This window comes from Haladaptatus sp. CMSO5 (assembly GCF_036689885.1).
GTDB lineage: Archaea > Halobacteriota > Halobacteria > Halobacteriales > Halococcaceae > QDMS2.
On sequence record NZ_JBAHVW010000001.1, the window covers coordinates 1919739 to 1936646 of the forward strand.

The 16908-nt window shown below is 61.2% G+C and carries 19 protein-coding genes; 11 read left to right on the plus strand and 8 right to left on the minus strand.

The window, feature by feature from the left end; all coding sequences use genetic code 11:
* Positions 1-26: 26 nt before the first annotated feature.
* Positions 27-1196, minus strand: coding sequence for an alpha-1 4-glucan-protein synthase (locus V5N12_RS10065; RefSeq protein ID WP_332899035.1), 1170 nt, complete (start codon positions 1194-1196; stop codon positions 27-29).
* 307 nt (positions 1197-1503) lie between these two features.
* Here V5N12_RS10065 and V5N12_RS10070 point away from each other — a divergent pair, with 307 nt between their 5' ends.
* From V5N12_RS10070 to V5N12_RS10095, 6 genes are all read left to right on the plus strand, one after another.
* Entirely contained in the window at positions 1504-2247 is a 744-nt protein-coding gene (locus V5N12_RS10070; protein WP_332899036.1) for a beta-ketoacyl-ACP reductase, read from the plus strand.
* Between the two features lie 3 nt (positions 2248-2250).
* A complete protein-coding gene (locus V5N12_RS10075; protein ID WP_332899037.1) occupies positions 2251-3807 on the plus strand; it encodes an acyl-CoA carboxylase subunit beta in 1557 nt (518 codons plus the stop codon).
* Entirely contained in the window at positions 3804-4163 is a 360-nt protein-coding gene (locus tag V5N12_RS10080; RefSeq protein WP_332899038.1) for a hypothetical protein, read from the plus strand. Before V5N12_RS10075 ends, V5N12_RS10080 begins: the two co-directional genes overlap by 4 nt.
* Before the next feature lie 46 nt (positions 4164-4209).
* Entirely contained in the window at positions 4210-5361 is a 1152-nt protein-coding gene (locus tag V5N12_RS10085) for a thiolase family protein (protein WP_332899039.1), read from the plus strand.
* The gene (locus V5N12_RS10090) at positions 5358-5723 is read left to right on the plus strand and encodes a Zn-ribbon domain-containing OB-fold protein (RefSeq protein ID WP_332899040.1); all 366 of its coding nucleotides are present in this window, start codon (positions 5358-5360) and stop codon (positions 5721-5723) included. Before V5N12_RS10085 ends, V5N12_RS10090 begins: the two co-directional genes overlap by 4 nt.
* 230 nt (positions 5724-5953) lie before the next feature.
* Positions 5954-6358, plus strand: coding sequence for a VOC family protein (locus tag V5N12_RS10095; protein WP_332899041.1), 405 nt, complete (start codon positions 5954-5956; stop codon positions 6356-6358).
* 1 nt (position 6359) lies between these two features.
* Here V5N12_RS10095 and V5N12_RS10100 read toward each other — a convergent pair whose 3' ends face one another.
* Together V5N12_RS10100 and V5N12_RS10105 are read right to left on the minus strand one after the other, a co-directional pair.
* Positions 6360-6827, minus strand: a complete 468-nt coding sequence (locus V5N12_RS10100) for an HTH domain-containing protein (RefSeq protein WP_332899042.1) — start codon at positions 6825-6827, stop codon at positions 6360-6362.
* Positions 6828-6931: 104 nt separating this feature from the next.
* Complete coding sequence (locus V5N12_RS10105; protein WP_332899043.1) at positions 6932-7582, minus strand: DUF7547 family protein; 651 nt, start codon at positions 7580-7582, stop codon at positions 6932-6934.
* A 105-nt stretch (positions 7583-7687) separates the two neighbouring features.
* On the opposite strand from V5N12_RS10105, the gene V5N12_RS10110 reads away from it, so the two are divergent.
* Positions 7688-8380, plus strand: a complete 693-nt coding sequence (locus V5N12_RS10110; RefSeq protein ID WP_332899044.1) for a DUF7504 family protein — start codon at positions 7688-7690, stop codon at positions 8378-8380.
* Positions 8381-8460: 80 nt separating this feature from the next.
* Here the strand turns inward: V5N12_RS10110 and V5N12_RS10115 are convergent, their stop codons facing one another.
* Complete coding sequence (locus tag V5N12_RS10115) at positions 8461-8913, minus strand: bifunctional nuclease family protein (protein ID WP_332899045.1); 453 nt, start codon at positions 8911-8913, stop codon at positions 8461-8463.
* A gap of 120 nt (positions 8914-9033) precedes the next feature.
* Complete coding sequence (locus V5N12_RS10120; RefSeq protein ID WP_332899046.1) at positions 9034-10347, minus strand: MFS transporter; 1314 nt, start codon at positions 10345-10347, stop codon at positions 9034-9036.
* A 199-nt stretch (positions 10348-10546) separates the two neighbouring features.
* On the opposite strand from V5N12_RS10120, the gene V5N12_RS10125 reads away from it, so the two are divergent.
* From V5N12_RS10125 to V5N12_RS10135, 3 genes are read left to right on the plus strand one after another with little or no spacing between them, the layout of a single operon-like run.
* The gene (locus V5N12_RS10125) at positions 10547-11023 is read left to right on the plus strand and encodes a YbaK/EbsC family protein (protein WP_332899047.1); all 477 of its coding nucleotides are present in this window, start codon (positions 10547-10549) and stop codon (positions 11021-11023) included.
* A gap of 47 nt (positions 11024-11070) precedes the next feature.
* Positions 11071-13164 (plus strand): acetate--CoA ligase family protein, encoded by a 2094-nt coding sequence (locus V5N12_RS10130; protein WP_332899048.1) that lies wholly within the window; start codon positions 11071-11073, stop codon positions 13162-13164.
* Positions 13161-14219, plus strand: coding sequence for a phosphotransacetylase family protein (locus V5N12_RS10135; protein ID WP_332899049.1), 1059 nt, complete (start codon positions 13161-13163; stop codon positions 14217-14219). Before V5N12_RS10130 ends, V5N12_RS10135 begins: the two co-directional genes overlap by 4 nt.
* Positions 14220-14225: 6 nt before the next feature.
* Here V5N12_RS10135 and V5N12_RS10140 read toward each other — a convergent pair whose 3' ends face one another.
* On the minus strand, positions 14226-14666 hold the full coding sequence (locus tag V5N12_RS10140) for a universal stress protein (protein WP_332899050.1): 441 nt from the start codon (positions 14664-14666) through the stop codon (positions 14226-14228).
* Positions 14667-14789: 123 nt separating this feature from the next.
* Here V5N12_RS10140 and V5N12_RS10145 point away from each other — a divergent pair, with 123 nt between their 5' ends.
* Entirely contained in the window at positions 14790-15209 is a 420-nt protein-coding gene (locus tag V5N12_RS10145) for a universal stress protein (protein WP_332899051.1), read from the plus strand.
* Here the strand turns inward: V5N12_RS10145 and V5N12_RS10150 are convergent.
* The gene (locus tag V5N12_RS10150) at positions 15199-16302 is read right to left on the minus strand and encodes a CNNM domain-containing protein (protein ID WP_332899052.1); all 1104 of its coding nucleotides are present in this window, start codon (positions 16300-16302) and stop codon (positions 15199-15201) included. The genes V5N12_RS10145 and V5N12_RS10150 overlap by 11 nt on opposite strands.
* 43 nt (positions 16303-16345) lie before the next feature.
* Entirely contained in the window at positions 16346-16753 is a 408-nt protein-coding gene (gene trxA / locus V5N12_RS10155) for a thioredoxin (protein WP_332899053.1), read from the minus strand.
* Between the last annotated feature and the right edge of the window lie 155 nt (positions 16754-16908).

Sequence of the window (16908 nt, forward strand, 5' to 3'; positions counted from 1 at the left end):
AATCACTTTAACCTGCCGATTCGGGGTTAGTCGTCTGCGAGTACTTCGACGGGCTGGCTCGGGGCCGCTCCGTCGAGTTCTGCGAGACACGCGAGCCAGTCGTGCATGTACTCACCGACGAAGTTGAGAAAGCCACCATTGTTCCACTGGTCGAACTCGCCGTTTGCGAGGGCGTCTGCCATCGCTTCGAACGCTTCAGCGTAGGAGTCTGCATCGTCACCGACCTCGTCTACGAGTTCCCAGACGTGTTCGTTGAGTTCGAGCGCCGGAACCTCGTTGTTCAGGTCGTCGAACGTCGAACGCGGTGCTTTGTTGTGCTCACAGAGCGGGGAGCCGTTGTAAATCTCGGTTCCCATGATGTCACACGCGCGCTTGAGGAACACGCCACTCCAGATGTCGTCGAAGCGCCCGACGTTCCACTCGTTGTCGTCCATCGGGAGCTGGTAGAACGCGGGAATGACCTCACGCCGGAAGGCGAGATTCATCGAACAGACGGTGAGGTAGTTGTCGCGGGCGACGACGAAATCGTTCGTGAAATCTGCTGCGCCAGTCCGCGTCTGGGCTTGCCCTTCTAAGTCGCCGTCCATGAGGATGCGCACGGCATCGAGGTCGGGGACGTTCGTCCAGAGACCCTGTGAGGCGACGACGTTCGAGATTTCAGTGGTGTCGGTCTCGACTGTCTCGTTCATCGCGGCGTAGGGGTAGCCGCGGGGGTAGAGGCCGTGGTCGGCTGCGTTCTGGTAGAGCACGTTCACCCACTGGGTGTCTGATTGGACGCGCTCTATGTCGCCTTCGTAGTCAAGGTTGGCCAGATGACGGCCGAAGAAGTCCTCGTCTGGGTGTGGGAGGGTGTCGTCATCGATGAAAAAGCCGAGGTCGTACTGTGGGTTTGCCCACATGTAGAGCAGGCCAAAGCTGGTCTCTGCGTGGCTTGCAGCCGGGATGATGTGTGAATACTCGCTGATGTCGTGGGCTTCGTACCACGCTTCGCGCCGAGCGCCGTCGAACACGTCGCCCGAAACGCCTTCATCATCGAGCATCGCTTCCATCGCGTCGGTGTCACAGAACTCCTCGGTGACGAGCAAGAAGTGAAGTCTGTCTGTATCGAACTCGTGTTCGCGCGCGTTGTCGAGGTACGCACGAACGCACTCGTACTCGCGGATAGTTGGGATGATGACACAAATGTCTGTGGTCATTGGTCAGCTGATTTTACTTTTTTAGGTCGGCCTAAAGTATCTGTCGTTCGTCGCCGTCGTGATATGACATAACTTAACATGGAAAACAAAATGTGAAAAACAACGATTTTTCATATGCTAGACCGACACTTGGTGAACAAAACCATACTATTCTGACTCACACACCATATTTAATCCCATATAAGGACAATGCTTATCCCTCTATCACGGGTCGCTTTGAATAAGGGCAACGGGGGTGAGGAACAATGATAAATAGATTGTTCTGGTGTGGGCGAGTAGCCACCCGTTGCAACTTGGAGATTACAATATGGACCTGGAACACCAAACATGCGTTGTAACCGGTGCCTCTCGGGGTATCGGCCGTGGGATTGCTGTCGAATTAGCCAGTGAAGGTGCAAACGTCGTCGTAAACTACCGCTCCTCAGAGGGCGAGGCCTACGACGTCGTCGAAGAAATCGAAGAAGCCGGTGGGTCGGCCATCGCCGTCCAAGCGGACGTCGCGAACATCGACGAAGTCGAAGCCATGCGCAAGAAGGTCACCAACGCCTTCGGTCCGGCGACGGTGCTCGTGAACAACGCGGGCATCACGGTGGACAAGAAGTTCACCAACATGACCCGTGAAGACTGGGACCGCGTCATGGACGTGAACTTAGGCGGGATTTTCAACTGCACGAGCGTCTTCTTCGACGACATCACCGACGCCAAAGACGGCCGGCTCATCAACATCTCGAGCGTCGTTGGCCAGCAGGGGAACTACGGTCAAGCGAACTACGCGACGACCAAGAGTGGCCTGTTCGGATTCACCCGGACGATTGCCCTCGAAATGGCTCGCTCGCGGGCCACCGCGAACTGCGTCGCACCTGGCTTCGTCAAGACCGACATGCTCGAAACGGTTCCAGACCGTGTCCAAGAGAAAATCATCCAGCGCATCCCACTCGGTCGGTTTGCCGAAGTGGACGACATCGCCGGGATGGTCTCGTTCCTTGCGAGTCCGAAATCCTCGTACATGACGGGCCAGATTCTTGGCGTCAACGGCGGCATGGAGTGGTAGGCAATGAGTGGGGACGAGGGTTCTGGAGCCGGGGAGCTTCAGAAACGGCGCGAAAAAGCAGCGCGCGGCGGCGGTAAAGACCGAATTGAAGCCCAACACGAGAAGGGCAAGCTCACCGCACGCGAGCGTATCGACTACTTCCTAGACGACGGAACGTTCCGCGAGTTCGACCAGTTCGTCGAACACCGGTGTACGAGCTTCGGCATGGACGAGAAGACGCAGGCCGGCGACGCCGTCGTCACCGGTTACGGGGACGTAGACGGCCGGAAGGTGCTCGTCTTCGCCCACGACTTCACCGTGTTCGGTGGCTCCGTGAGCGAGGTCGTTGGCCAGAAAATCGCCAAGGCGATGGAACACGCCATCAACAACGGCGTGCCCATCATCGGGCTGAACGATTCGGGTGGGGCCCGCATCCAAGAAGGCCTCGATGCACTCGTTGGCTTTGCGAAACTGTTCAAGCTGAACACGAAAGCCTCGGGCGTCATCCCACAGATTTCATCGGTTATGGGGCCGTGTGCGGGCGGAGCGACGTACTCGCCTGCGCTCACCGACTTCACCGTCATGGTGCAGGACACGAGCCACATGATGATTACCGGCCCCGAGGTCATCAAGACCGTCACGGGCGAGGACATCACGATGGAAGAACTCGGCGGGGCACAGGCTCATTCGACGAGGAGTGGCGTTGCCCACTTCGTTTGCGACGACGACAAGGAGGCGCTCGACCACATCCGCGCGCTGCTGTCGTACCTCCCGTCGAACCACTTAGAAGATCCACCAGTCGTCGAATCGTGGGACGACCCGGAACGCGAACTCGACGACATCCTCGACATCGTTCCCGAAGACCCGAAAAAGCCCTACGACGTGCGCGACGTCATCGACCGCGTCGTCGACGAAGAATCGTTCCTCGAAGTCCAGCCCGCGTTCGCGCGCACGGTCGTCACTGGCTTTGCCCGGATGGACGGCAAGCCGGTCGGCATCGTCGCGAACCAGCCGAAAGTCAACGCCGGGACGCTGGACATCGAATCGAGCGAGAAAGCGGCCAGGTTCGTGCGTTTTTGTGATGCCTTCAACTTCCCCATCATCTCGCTCGTGGACGTGCCCGGCTTCATGCCCGGCACCGAACAGGAGCACAACGGCATCATCCGCCACGGTGCAAAACTCATCTACGCCTACGCGGAGGCAACGGTGCCCCTGCTGACCGTCATCACGCGCAAAGCCTACGGCGGCGCGTACATCGTGATGGCCTCTAAGTTCCTCGGCGCGGACGTGAACTACGCCTGGCCGGAAGCCGAGATGGCCGTGATGGGGCCACAGGGCGCAGTAAACATCCTTTTCAGAAAGCAGATTGCGGCCGCAGACGACCCCGACGCAGAACGCGAACAGCTCATGGAGGATTTCCGCGAGGAGTTTGCGAACCCGTACGCCGCCGCGAAACGCGGCTACGTAGACGACGTGTTGCACCCGCGCGAGACGCGAGCGCGGCTTATCGCTGACCTCGAACTGCTCTCCCGAAAACGCGTCGACCAACCAGACAAAGCACACGGAAACATCCCATTATGACCACGCAAATACTCCAACACCCAGCGGAACTCGAACTCCACGGACGCGAGAAACCGCGTCCTGAACCATCACCAGTCGAACAGACACCACCGGAGCCGGAACTGCCGCCCATCGAACTTGATGATGGACGGACAATTTCGCTTCCGGACACCGCCACCGAGGCCGAAGCGGCGGCGATAGCCGCGGCGGTGAGCGCACACCTCTCTGCAGAGGATGCTGCTCGCGTCGAAGCAGAACAGCCGACGCGAGAGAGCAACTGGACGGTTGCTCGGCGGCTCAAAATGGGCCGCGAAGCGCGGCGGTTGCCACGGACGGAGACCGGGAGCGCGTGGAGACTCGCAGGCCGTTTGCACTGACCACGTCACCGAAACACACACAGCAATTCACTGATTCATTCAATACATGGACGTCGCAATTATTGGCGCGTCGATGACCCAGTTCGGAAAGCGCGAGGGCTGGATTCGCGACTTGCTCGCGGAAGCCGGCGAAGCGTGTCTCACCGACGCGGGTGTCGACCCAACCGACCTAGACCATCTGTACGTATCGAACATGGCGAGCGGGGAGTTCGAAGGCATGACTGGCGTGCCGAACATGCTCGCCCACGACCTCGGCGCAATGCCCGCCTACACCGCGCGCATCGACCAGACCAGCTCCTCTGGCGGCGCTGGCATGTACCACGCCTGGCAGTCGGTCGCCTCCGGCGCGAGCGAGATGACGATGCTCGTCGGCGGCGAGAAGATGACCCATCGTTCGACGCCGGAATCGACGGACATTATCGCCTCGATTACGCATCCCGTCGAGTATAAACACGGCCTGACGCTCCCGAGTTTCGCGGGACTCACCGCGCGATTGTACCTCGACAAGTACGACGCACCCCGCGAGAGTCTGGCGAAAGTCGCGGTCAAGAACCACAAAAACGGCGTAGACAATCCCCACGCCCAGTTCCGAAAGGAAGTCGATTTGGAGACGGTCATGGAGTCGCCGATCGTGGCTGACCCGCTCCGACTTTATGACTTCTGTCCCATCACCGACGGCAGTGCAGCGCTCATGTTCTGCCCCGAGGAAGTCGCCAAGGAGTACACCGACGAGTACGTCGTCGTCTCCGGCGTTGGCGGCGCGACGGACACGCACGTCGTCCACGAGCGCGACGACCCGACCGTCATGGGCGGTGTCGTCGAAAGCGGAAAAATCGCGTACGAAATGTCCGGTTACGGCCCCGAGGACATCGACGTGGCCGAACTCCACGACATGTTCACCATCCTCGAATTCCTCCAGAGCGAGGGGCTCGGCTTCTTCGAACCCGGTGAAGGCTGGAAAGCCGTAGAGGAGGGCGTGACCGAACGCGACGGCGACCTCCCGGTCAACACCTCCGGTGGCCTCAAATCGAAGGGCCACCCGCTCGGTGCGTCGGGCGTTGCACAGGGCTACGAAATTTACAAACAGCTCATGGGCGAGGCCGGAAAGCGCCAAGTCGAGGCCGACGTCGGCCTCTGTTGTAACGTCGGTGGCTTTGGAAACTGTGTTATTACCACTATCATGGAGGCCCGCCAATGAGCTTCGACGCCTACGGCTGTGCGAACGGCCACCTCACGTACCCAAGCCACCCGCTCTGTCCGGAGTGTGGTGAGAAACAGACCGAAACCGTCGACCTCACCGAGGAAACGGCGACCGTCGTCACGTGGACGACGAGCATGGCGACGCCACCCGGCGTGGAGGCCCCGAACACGATTGCCATCGTGGAGTTCGACGTTGACGGTGAGACGGTTCGCGCCATCGGACAGGCGACGACCGACGAAATCGAGATCGGTGACGAAGTGCGACCCGTGTACGCAGACCAACTCCGTGAACCCGGTGCGGGCATCCGCGAGCCGGAGAGTCAGGAGTGGGATGGGTACCGGTTTGAACCTGTCCTGTAAACGACGCTTGTGTCGTGAAAGACAGGTTCAAGCCGGAGGTTTCGGACCAAGCCTGTAAGCGGGTCTTGTACCGTGGAAGACAGGTTCAAATCGGAGGTTTCGGACCTGTCCTGTAAGCGGGTCTTGTACCGCGGAAGACAGGTTCAAGCCGGAGGTTCCGAACCACTCCTGTAGCTGTCTCGCGCCCGACCTGACCGCTCTTTTTTGCTGTCTCCGGCCGTCTCTAGGTCATGGAACCTCGACTCAGCCTCGTCACGCTCGGCGTTTCCGACCTCGACCGTGCAATCGAATTTTACCGCGACGGGCTTGGGCTGCCTCTCGAAACTCGTGACCCAGACAGCGATGTGGCGTTTTTCACACTCGGGGCGACGAAACTTTCGCTGTACCCGCGCGAACTGCTCGCAGAGGACGCGATGGTGTCGCCCGACGGCGAAGGGTTTTCCGGAATTACGCTCGCACACAACGTGCGGTCTGCGCAAGCGGTCGATGCACAACTCGAAGAAGCAGTCGAGGCGGGCGCAACGCTCGTCAAACCCGGCCAAGAGGTGTTCTGGGGCGGCTATTCGGGCTATTTTGCCGACCCGGACGGGCACCTCTGGGAGGTTGCGTGGAACCCGTTTTTCGACATCGACTAGCTCAGCGTGCGGGCTGGTGTGTCAGTTCGTCGTGGCCGAGTTCCGATTCGAGCCGGTCGAGGAACTGGTTGATAGAGACGGCGTGATTCCCCTCCGTCCGCGGGAACACATCGACCAACTCGTCGCCGTCGTACACGGCGAGACACACCATAGGGAGGATGAGTTCGTTCGTGTCTTCGCCGGTGAACCAGTGTGATTCGTGTTCGGTAAAGTACGGACGGAGACTCACGTGGTGGGAGTGTGCCCAGTCGTCGAACTCCGTGTAGGAAGCGAGGGCGCGTGCTGCCCGCTCGTCGGTATCGCGCTCTAACACGACGCGCATGGGCCACTTGTGGGTCTCTATGTGTGTACCGTTCTCTCGTTCGAGTTCGTGGAGCCGCTTAAAGATACGCTCCTGTGAGTGGCGCGCTTCGTCTGGGGCTGGTGCTCTGTAAAACAGTTCGAGTCGTCGGGTGGGTAGGTTCTTCATACTGCGCTCCTGAAACCGGTGGTTCTTCGACGTTGGTTTGCAAATGGTAACACACCGCACGAATATGAAGATTTTTCTCTTCCAGCAGTCTATCCGTTCTGCTATCAGCTTTTGTCGTCTTCGTCGTCGACGGCGTCTAACTCCTCGCGTATCGTCTCCAGTTCTGACTCGATTTCCTCGTCAGCGAGGGCATCCTCTAGGTCGCGTACCGAATCGTCCAGCTCTGTGTCTTCGTCCGGCTCGACCGGGATGACGATGGGCTGGTCGCGAGCCGGACTGCGTGGCGACTGGCGAGAGGTTGGGTCGCGTCGCGTCTCGGCCAATCGCTCGTCGATTTCGTCTCTGAGCGTGCGAGCTTCGGTGAGCAGCTTGCGGGCTTCTGGGTTCTCGGGGAGGGCACCCTCTTCGAGAGAGACTTGAATCTCGGTTAGCGCGCGTTCGAGTCGGTCAATCGCATCTTGGCTTACGTTGCGGGCGCGAGTCGAGGCGTTTCGTGTCGATTCGGATGCGTCGAGGCCGCGGTTCGTGACGTGGATGACCTCTTGGACGAGTTCGAGCGCCCGGATGTTCGCTTCGAGGACGGCAATCGCGGTTGGAATCGCATACTCATCGGTAAACGAGAGGAGTCGGCGCGGTGATGGGGGACGGGGCAGACCACGGCGCGTGGTCGGTTCGAGCGCGGTTCTGAGTTCTGCAAGCGTCGCTTCGAGGTCGTCGATTAGCGGGGAGACCTCATCGCGCGCGTCGTGTGACATACCCCCACATATGGTGTGCACATGGAAAAAGGTGACAACTCGGAGAATCGCCCCTGAAACGCTCCCACAATCTTTATTAGCAACTAATTCCACTTAATATGAAAGATGCCGGGAGAGGGAGGAACTGGTCTGACGGAAACGACGGCCATCACGCAGGCACTTGCCGCGCTAAAGCGCAGAGGGAGCAGCATTTTGCTCGTCGGTTCTGGGTGTGACAGCGCCCACCACCACGCGTGTCAGCGCTTGCTGGGTGACGACCCCACAGCATCCCGTCGCAGACTGTTCGTATTCACAGACAGCCCGATTGATGTAGACCGCCGCCTCCCAAGTGGAAACTGGATGCCAGATTCGCTCAAGGTAATTAATTCCGCGGTGCTCACCCGGAGTGCCAGCGCGGCGACCGCGAACACCGCCACGTCCGTTCCGACGACGACGGTTGACGAACGCGACCTCGCTGGCCTCGGTCGCGCCATCTCTGCGGACATCGAAACGTTCGAGATGCTCTCCGATGGCCTCGACCCGGCCGAACTTCGCCTGTGTGTCGACTCGCTTGTCCCGCTGCTCGCAGACCACGACGACGAATCCGTCTTCTCGTTTCTCCACGCGCTCGAAGGCGAACTCCACCGCGTGGGCGGCATGGGTCACTTCCATCTGCCACTCGCCTACGACTCTGAAGCCGTCCAACTCATCGAACCGCTGTTCGACGCCGTCATCGAGACGCGCTGTGAAGGTGACGATGAATACCAGCGCTGGCACTTAGAAGACGGCAGCCTCACGACCGACTGGCTCGCGCTGTAATCACCCCGGTTCCGTTCTCCAACTCACTATCGCGTTGAGCGAACGCGCTCTGTGTCGGTACCTCCAACACGCCGGTGCACTCAGTCGAACTCGTCGAAGCCTTGTAGCGAGAACTCTTCTGGTTGGTAGCCCGCCCGGTCTACGACGGCGTCGGAGACGAAAATCGGGCAGTCTGCGCGCAGTGCGATGGCGATGGCGTCACTCGGGCGGGCATCAAAGACGAGTTCGCGACCCTCGCCGCCGACGTACTGTTCTGCGTCAATTTTCGCAAAAAAGGTGCCATCCGCGAGGTCGTCGATGCGGACTTGGTCGATTGCACCGCCGAACTCTGCGACCATGTCCACGAGGAGGTCGTGGGTAAGCGGGCGCTCGAACTGCCGCCCGCGCATGGCGAGTTGCATCGACTGCGCTTGGTCTGCACTCACGTAAATCGGGAGCAGTTCGCCTCTCACTTCGAGGACCACCGCAGGTGCGCCGGAACCTTCGTTCCCCACACTGACCCCGACGCCCCGAACGACGGCTCGATGAGTCATATCTCGTGATACGACGCCCACCGTCAAAAGCGATAGTGGTGCCAGTAACTGACTCCCGTTCTCGGTACGAAGACCGTTGAAGCCGGTTGAAATCTGGTGCGCCGATAGCCGTCGGAATCGTTACACGCTGTCGCTGAACACGTTTTCCGTGCCAATCACGCCTGCCTGTCCAGCGGCGACGAGTCCAGCACCAACGAGAACGAGCCCCGCGGCCACGCCGAAGGTGACGGTGTACCCCATTGAATCCGCGAGCGCGCCTCCGAGGGCGCTCCCGATGCCGCCGCCGACACTTGACAGGGCGGTGTACGCGCCGAGTGCCTCTCCCCGTACCGCGGGCGGGGCGAGTCGCGTGACGATACTGGTCGCGGTGACGGCGATTATCGCCCACGTGACGCCGATGATGGCGAACAGCGCGAGCAGTCCCGAGTAACCGGCCAGCGCACCGATACCGCCGACGAGCGCCACGCCGGGAAAGAGGAGGGTGCGCGCGCCGAGGGCGCTCGTCTGCAGCCGATGGGACTCCCACTTGGTGGCGAGTTTCCCTACCCGGCCGTAGAACACTGCAGACCCGGCGCTGTTCACGACGAACAGGATGAAAATTTGGTCGGTCGAGTAGTGAAGGCCGGTGAGGTACGCCGGGAGCGGCCCGAAATACACGGAAAAGCCAATGAAAAAAACGACGGCCGCGAACAGGTACGTCCCGAGCGCGGAGGTCGCTCGGTTAGAAAAGCGGCGTGCGTTGAACGACGCCAACCCCCAGTAGATGCGAGAGGGGCCATAAGGAATCGCACGAACGTACCGACCGGCCCCCCACCGGCCGCGTCCGAGGGTTCGATAGACGCGAAGAAACCGGTCGCGGCTCACCATCGAAGGTTCTGGGTACCAGTGACGAGCGAGCAGAAACGCGACGAACGTCGTGGCCGCGATGACCGAGAAAAACAGTTGCTGGGCTTCGACCTGTGATAGTCGGCTGCCAGCCAGCGCCATCCAGCCGGCTCCGGTGACGAGCCCGAGGAGCCAGCCGAAGCCCTGGACTTCGTTTAACCGGGCGATACGGTCGTCCCATTCGATGTCGGGGACGCCATCTACGACAATGAGGTTGAGTACCGGGGCCGCCGCGGCGACAACGAACCAGAGGGCAGCGTTCGCGACCAGCAACAGCCACGGTTCGGTGATGAGTGGCACGACGGCGAGGACGAGGGCCGTGGCGGCGAGCGCGACGAGGACGAACGGCCTACGCCGCCCGGTTCGGGTGGCGAGTCGTCCCCAGAGCAGGGCCCCCGGAACGCCGGCAAACGCGGCGGTCGAGGCCATCAATCCGACGAGGAATGCGTTGCTCCCGAGTGCGAGCGCGTACAGCGGAATCAACAGTGATGCGGCTCCGACTGCGGCGTAGCCCAGCCCCCACGCGTAGAGCCAACGGTCGTCGGTCATAGTGGTATCGACACAGACAGTCCACTTTGCTTTACTGAAGTGTCCATACGCTGGAATTGGACGCAGCGCGCGCTGAACGGTCTCGCAAAATACGAACCCAGAATCGCGGAGGTTACGTCAGCCGACTGTCCCTGAGTCGTTCGGGTAGTCACTGCCGACACACCAGCACATATGGTGATTCAATCGAAAGTCGGTGGATATGCACGAACGCGCCTCCCAGTTCGCGGCTCGCGCCGCAGAAGAGTACGGGTTCGAGGTTGATGTTCACGAGTTCCCTGAGGGGACGAAAACCGCAGCAGATGCCGCAGACGCCATTGGCTGTGCCGTTGCCCAGATCGCAAGCAGTATCGCCGTCATCGCAGACGGCGACCTCATCGTCGTCGTCACGTCCGGCGCAAACCGCGTCGATTTCGAAAAAGTCGCTGACTTACAGCAAGTGCCAGAAGGGACGGTCAGGATGGCAAATGCAGATGAGATAAAGGAGACGCTTGGCTGGTCTATCGGTGGCGTGCCGCCGTTTTGCCATTCGACGCGCGTTCCGGTGTATCTCGATGAGACGTTGCTCAGCCACGACCAGGTGTGGGCGGCGGCGGGGACGCCACAGACGGTGTTCCCAATCGACCCGGACACGCTGACGTCGTTTTCTGACGCCACAGTCGCGGACGTTCGAACGTAGTCACCACCTGCGCTTATCTGTCCGGGCGTCAAATTCCCAACCACTAGATGGGAACGCTATCGACACTGTTTGCACCCGAGCGAATCGCGGTGGTTGGTGCGACCGAGCGCACCGGGTCAGTCGGCCGTGCCATCACCGAAAACTTGCTCGCAGACTATCGCGGCGAGACCATCCCGGTCAACCCGCGCGCCGACACCGTCTGCGGCGTGGAAAGTTACGAGAGCATCGCAGCCGTCCCTGGGGTAATCGACCTCGCCGTCGTCGTCGTGCCGCCGACCATCGCCGTCGAGGTGGTGAGAGAGGCGGCGACGGCGGGTGTCGAGAACGTCGTCGTCATCACGGCGGGCTTCTCTGAGACCGGCGGTGAGGGTGCGGCGCGCGAGCAAGAACTCACCGCTGTCGCGGACGAGTTCGACCTCAACCTCGTTGGCCCGAACAGCCTCGGTATCATCTCGACCGGTGTGGGGATGAACGCCACCTTCGGCCCGGATAACGCGCTTCCCGGCTCTATCTCGTTTATGAGTCAATCGGGGGCGTTCATCACGGCCGTTCTCGACTGGGCGAACGACCGCGACATCGGCTTTCGCGATGTGGTTTCGCTCGGCAACAAAGCCGTCCTCTCGGAGGCGGATTTCATCCGCGAGTGGGGCGACGACGAGGGGACGGAGGTCATCATGGGCTACTTAGAAGCCATCGAAGACGGCGAGGGGTTCATCGAGGCGGCCCGCGAGGTGACCAAAGACACGCCAATCGTCCTCGTGAAATCGGGGCGTACCGAGGCGGGGGCGCGCGCGGCCTCCTCGCACACCGGCGCAATCGCCGGCAGCGAGCGAGCCTACAAAACCGGCCTCGAACAGGCTGGCGTCCTCCGCGTCGAGACGGTTCAAGACCTGTTCGACTTTGCGGGGATATTGAATGGTCAACCGCTCCCCGAACGTGGAGACGTGGCGATTGTCACGAACGCCGGCGGCCCCGGCGTGATGACGACCGACGCAGTGGGCGACTCCTCGCTCTCGCTTGCCTCGTTCTCACAGGAGACGCTCGATGCGCTCACAGAGACGATGCCCGAAGAAGCGAACATCCACAACCCAATCGACGTGATTGGCGACGCCGGTATCGAGCGCTTCGAGACGGCTATCGACCACGCGCTCAAAGACGACCGTGTCGGCTGTGCAGTGCTCTTGACGTGCCCAACGGCCGTCCTCGATTTCGACGCGTTCGCAGAGCGCGTCGTCGCCCTGCAAGCAGAACACGAGACGCCAATGGCTGTGTGTCTCATGGGCGGCGACTCGACGCGCGCGGCCGCTACGCGGCTGAACAGCGCGGGAATTCCGACCTACTTCGACCCGGCGCGCGCCGTCCGCAGTCTCGACGCGCTCTGGTCGTACAAACAGATTCGAGAGCGCGAGTACGTGCCACCGAAATCGTTCGGTGTAGACCGCGAGCGCGCCCGAGAAATTCTCGATGCGGCGACCGAACGCGGCCAACCGCAACTCGGCGTCGAAGCCTTAGACCTGCTCTCAGCCTACGGGATTCAGACGCCGACGGGGACGGTCGTAGACTCGCCCGCAGACGCCGTCACCGCCGCACAGGACATCGGTGACCCGGAAGTCGTCATGAAAATCGTCAGCCCGGACATCCCACACAAATCCGACATCGGCGGCGTGAAAGTCGGCGTCCCGCTCGAAGACGTGTACGACGCCTACGAAGACCTCATCACGCGCGCCCGGGAGTACCAACCCGACGCGACGATTCTCGGCGTCCAAGTCCAAGAGCTGGTGGCCCGTGCGGAGGCGACCGAAACCATCGTCGGGATGAACCGCGACCCGCAGTTCGGCCCGCTCGTCATGTTCGGGCTTGGGGGGATTTTCGTGGAAGTCTTAGAAGACGCCACCTTCCGGGTCGCCCCCGTGAGCGAGCGCGACGCGACGGCGATGCTCGATGAAATCAAGACCGCACCGCTCCTGCGTGGGGCCCGCGGTCGCAAACCCGTAGACCAGCAGGCGCTCGCAGAGACCATCCAGCGGCTCTCACAGCTCGTGACCGACTTCCCCGAGATTCTCGAACTCGACATCAACCCGCTGCTCGCCACGCCCGAGGGGGCAACGGCACTCGACCTCAGACTCACCATCGACCAATGAACACACTGCTCATCACGTCAACCGAAGAAAGCACCGGCAAGACGGCCATCGCCCTCGCGCTCGCGACGCTCGCGTCCGCACAGGGCACGGCCGTTGGCTACATGAAACCCAAAGGCACGCGCCTCCAGTCGAACGTCGGGAAGATTCTCGACGAAGACCCGATGCTCGCCCGCGACCTGCTCGATTCCGCGGACGACGTAGCGGAGATGGAGCCAATCGTCTATTCACCGACGTTCATCGAGAACGCCATCCGTGGGCGAGAAGACCCGAGCGCACTCAGAGACCGCGTCGCAGAGAACTTCGCCCACCTTGCCACAGACCGCGACCTGATGGTCGTCGAAGGCGGAGGAAGCTACACGACCGGCGGTATCATCGAACTGACCGACGCCGACGTGGCGGACCTCCTCGACGCGAACGTGCTGTTGCTTGCAACCTACAGCGAACCGGGCGACGTAGACGACGTACTCGCCGCAGCCGAGAGCTTTGGTGACCGACTCGGCGGCGTCCTGTTCAACGCCGTCAAGGACGCAGATTACGACCGCGTCTCGACGGACGTGGTGCCGTTTCTCGAAAGCCGTGGGATTCCCGTCTACGGCGTGCTCCCGCGAAAGCGTGAACTCGCCGGGCTCACCGTGGCCGACCTCGCCAAGGAACTCGGCGCACAGGTCGTGACGCCAGACGTGCCGACCGACGGCTACATCGAGCGGTTCGCCGTCGGTGCGATGGGCGCGGAAGCCGCGTTGAGCCAGTTCCGACGGACGAAAGCGGCGGCGATGATTACCGGCGGCGACCGTACCGACATCCAGACGGCGGCGCTCGAAGCGCCGGGCATCATGTGTCTGTTGTTGACCGGTGGCTTCCAGCCACCGGGGGCGGTCGTTGGCAAGGCCGCAGAACGTGGGGTGCCAATCTTGCTCATGCAAACGGACACGATGACGACCATCGAGCGCGCAGAAGACGTGATTCGCTCCGGTCGCACCCGCGACGAGGAAACCGTCGCGGCGATGCGTCACCTACTCTCGACACACGCAGACGTAGACGCAATGCTTCGGTGAGGAGAGCTATTCGGTTTCGCCCGCCGGAACCGCCAACACCGGAATATGTGAGTGTGAAAGCACGCGCGTCGTCGTACTTCCGAGCAGTTGTTCGATGCCGCGTGCGCCGTAGGTTCCCATGACGATGAGGTCCACGTCTGCGCGCTCTGCCGCAGAGACGATGGCCTCATTGATGTGAATGCCGCGGACGATTTCTGTGGTCGCCTCGACGCCCGCCTCCTGAGCCGCGTCAGCGATTTCTCCGACGGCTTGCTCGCCCGCTTCGGTGAACGCTTTGAGCATGTCGCTGAGTTTCTGTGAACTGAACAGCAGTGTGGCTGCGCTTTCGTCTACGACGTACACGACGTGGAGGCTCGCACCGGTTTCGGTTGCGAGGTCGATAGCGTACGTGCCCGCTCTTCGGGCGGCGTTGCTTCCGTCAGTCGGCACGAGAATCACGTCATACATACCGTACTGTACGAGGGAGGGAACCAAAAGATACGACGGTGAAACGGTCCCAGGAAATGGGAACTGGCGCGCGCCTTAAGCCCAAAACCGCCCTTTTTACACACGAGAAGTGAGGGGAGATTCATGTACAACACCATACTCGTTCCAACCGATGGCAGTGAGCAGGCAGCCCGTGCCGTAGAACACGGCATGAAACTCGCAGAAAAGTACGACGCGACGCTTCACACGATGTTCGTCGTCGATACCCGACGCTACGGCGACCCAACGCTCAGCAGCATCGAACTCATCGTAGAGGAGATGGAAGATGTCGGAACCGACCTCGTCACCGACATTGAACAGCGCGCCACCGACCGCGGACTGGCGGTCGTCTCGCGCGTCTGCCACGGCGTCCCCGACGAAGAAATCGTCGCCTACGCCACGGAGGTCGATGCGGACATCATCGTGCTCGGCGCACACGGGCAAAAGCGTGCAAATCGCATCCCGATTGGGAGCGTCGCAGAGCGGGTCGTCCGCACCGCAGACCGTCCGGTGCTCACGACGTAGCGTCCTTGTCGAGCGGGTCTTCTAAATCGCCCGTAATCGCCTCGAAGGCGTCCGTAGCTGTGACCAGCCCAACGACGGAGCCGGTCACGTCGTCTGCGTCCGCGGCGGCGTCCGGCACCTCAGTGACAAACGCGAGCTCCTGATTTTCTGCTTGGAACGTGTCGATGACCTCACTCACAGCGGTGCGGCCATCGATAGAGAGCGGCTCTGACGCAATCGATTCGAGGGTGATCGAGCCGTCGGTCACGGCTTCTAAGTCTTGGAGGAGGGCAGGAACGTAGACGATGCCCTCGAAGTCTTCGAGCGAGTCGCCAACGAGCGGGAATCGCCCGTGTGGGTTCTCTGCAATGATGTCGAGATTCTCCGCGAGCGAATTGGTGGTCGAAAGCGTCACGATCGACTCACGGGGAACCATCACCTCGTGAACCGGAGTTTTGCCGATTTCGAGCGCGTTCATCACCTCTCTGCGCCGCTCGTCGGTCAGGTCGCCTTCAGACAGCATGTCGCCAACGCGACTGCGGAGTTCGCGGCGCGTACTCGGGCCGTTGCCGTCTTCTTCCTCGGTCCACGACCGATCGATTTCGACGCCGAACAGGCGAAGGATGCCTTTGGCAATCTTATCAGAGAGGATGATGACGGGAGCCATCACCTTCGTCCACCAGTAGAGCATGGGCGCACAGTAGCGGGCGACGAACTTCGTGCGTTCGACGCCGAGATACGTCGGCGCTTGCTCGCCAATGACGATGTGGGCGATGTTAATCATCCCGAGGGCGAACACCACTGACAGCGCCGTGTGGCCGCCGCTGGTGATACCAAGGAGCCCAAAGGCACCAGAGAACACGGCGGCGACGGCTGGTTCTGCGACGACGCCGAGGCCGACGCTCGAAATAGTGATGCCGACTTGACAGCCCGAGAGATAAATCTCCAGCTTGTCGGTCATCTCCCACGCCTTGTCGAGGCCGGGGCCGGAGAACTCTTCGCGGGAGAACTGACGAACCCGCGTCATGGCGAACTCAGTCGTCACGAAAAAGGCGTTCGCCAGCAACAATGCCACTCCACCGACCAGTCGAAGGGCCGTTGTGACCTCGCTCATCTGGCCGGTGGTAAGAACTAGGGGCCCGTAAGCCTACGGGCCGTTAGGCGACTTCCTCGATGAGCGAGGAGAGCGTTGCCTTGTCTTGGACGCCGACGAGGCGCTTTGCCTGTTCGCCGTGGGCGTAGAGCAGGAGGGTTGGAATCCCTTGGACGCCGTTCGACTGGGCGAGGTTCTGGTGTTCATCGACGTCCACCTTCACGATGGTCGCCGCGCCCTCTGCGGCGAGTTCTTCCATCGTCGGTTCGAGCATTTTACACGGGCCACACCAGTCGGCGTAGAAGTCCACGAGCACGACGTCGTGGCTGTCTACAATCTCCTGCAGGTGTTCGGTGCTCTCGATGTGGATTGGTTCTGACGGAGACTCAGCGGCCTGTGCGTTTGCTTGCAGTTCTTCTGCTTTCTTCTGACGAATGGCGTCGATGTCGTCGGTACTTGAGGAATCGCTCATGTCCCACCCTATTACGTGGATGGCTTTAATCACATTGCCCGTGTGCCGACACGGTACACAACCGATGGCGGACAGTATTTTGGGTGCGAGCACGTAGGATAGGTGTGACCTCTCCCGACGCCGTGCTCATCTATGACGGCGAGTGTCCGTACTGC

Bases quoted from the DNA above. Each gene is read 5' to 3' on its own strand.
- V5N12_RS10065 (WP_332899035.1), bottom strand. From the start codon at position 1,196: ATGACCACAGACATTTGTGTCATCATCCCAACTATCCGCGAGTACGAG.
- V5N12_RS10070 (WP_332899036.1), top strand. From the start codon at position 1,504: ATGGACCTGGAACACCAAACATGCGTTGTAACCGGTGCCTCTCGGGGT.
- V5N12_RS10075 (WP_332899037.1), top strand. From the start codon at position 2,251: ATGAGTGGGGACGAGGGTTCTGGAGCCGGGGAGCTTCAGAAACGGCGC.
- V5N12_RS10080 (WP_332899038.1), top strand. From the start codon at position 3,804: ATGACCACGCAAATACTCCAACACCCAGCGGAACTCGAACTCCACGGA.
- V5N12_RS10085 (WP_332899039.1), top strand. From the start codon at position 4,210: ATGGACGTCGCAATTATTGGCGCGTCGATGACCCAGTTCGGAAAGCGC.
- V5N12_RS10090 (WP_332899040.1), top strand. From the start codon at position 5,358: ATGAGCTTCGACGCCTACGGCTGTGCGAACGGCCACCTCACGTACCCA.
- V5N12_RS10095 (WP_332899041.1), top strand. From the start codon at position 5,954: ATGGAACCTCGACTCAGCCTCGTCACGCTCGGCGTTTCCGACCTCGAC.
- V5N12_RS10100 (WP_332899042.1), bottom strand. From the start codon at position 6,827: ATGAAGAACCTACCCACCCGACGACTCGAACTGTTTTACAGAGCACCA.
- V5N12_RS10105 (WP_332899043.1), bottom strand. From the start codon at position 7,582: ATGTCACACGACGCGCGCGATGAGGTCTCCCCGCTAATCGACGACCTC.
- V5N12_RS10110 (WP_332899044.1), top strand. From the start codon at position 7,688: ATGCCGGGAGAGGGAGGAACTGGTCTGACGGAAACGACGGCCATCACG.
- V5N12_RS10115 (WP_332899045.1), bottom strand. From the start codon at position 8,913: ATGACTCATCGAGCCGTCGTTCGGGGCGTCGGGGTCAGTGTGGGGAAC.
- V5N12_RS10120 (WP_332899046.1), bottom strand. From the start codon at position 10,347: ATGACCGACGACCGTTGGCTCTACGCGTGGGGGCTGGGCTACGCCGCA.
- V5N12_RS10125 (WP_332899047.1), top strand. From the start codon at position 10,547: ATGCACGAACGCGCCTCCCAGTTCGCGGCTCGCGCCGCAGAAGAGTAC.
- V5N12_RS10130 (WP_332899048.1), top strand. From the start codon at position 11,071: ATGGGAACGCTATCGACACTGTTTGCACCCGAGCGAATCGCGGTGGTT.
- V5N12_RS10135 (WP_332899049.1), top strand. From the start codon at position 13,161: ATGAACACACTGCTCATCACGTCAACCGAAGAAAGCACCGGCAAGACG.
- V5N12_RS10140 (WP_332899050.1), bottom strand. From the start codon at position 14,666: ATGTATGACGTGATTCTCGTGCCGACTGACGGAAGCAACGCCGCCCGA.
- V5N12_RS10145 (WP_332899051.1), top strand. From the start codon at position 14,790: ATGTACAACACCATACTCGTTCCAACCGATGGCAGTGAGCAGGCAGCC.
- V5N12_RS10150 (WP_332899052.1), bottom strand. From the start codon at position 16,302: ATGAGCGAGGTCACAACGGCCCTTCGACTGGTCGGTGGAGTGGCATTG.
- trxA (WP_332899053.1), bottom strand. From the start codon at position 16,753: ATGAGCGATTCCTCAAGTACCGACGACATCGACGCCATTCGTCAGAAG.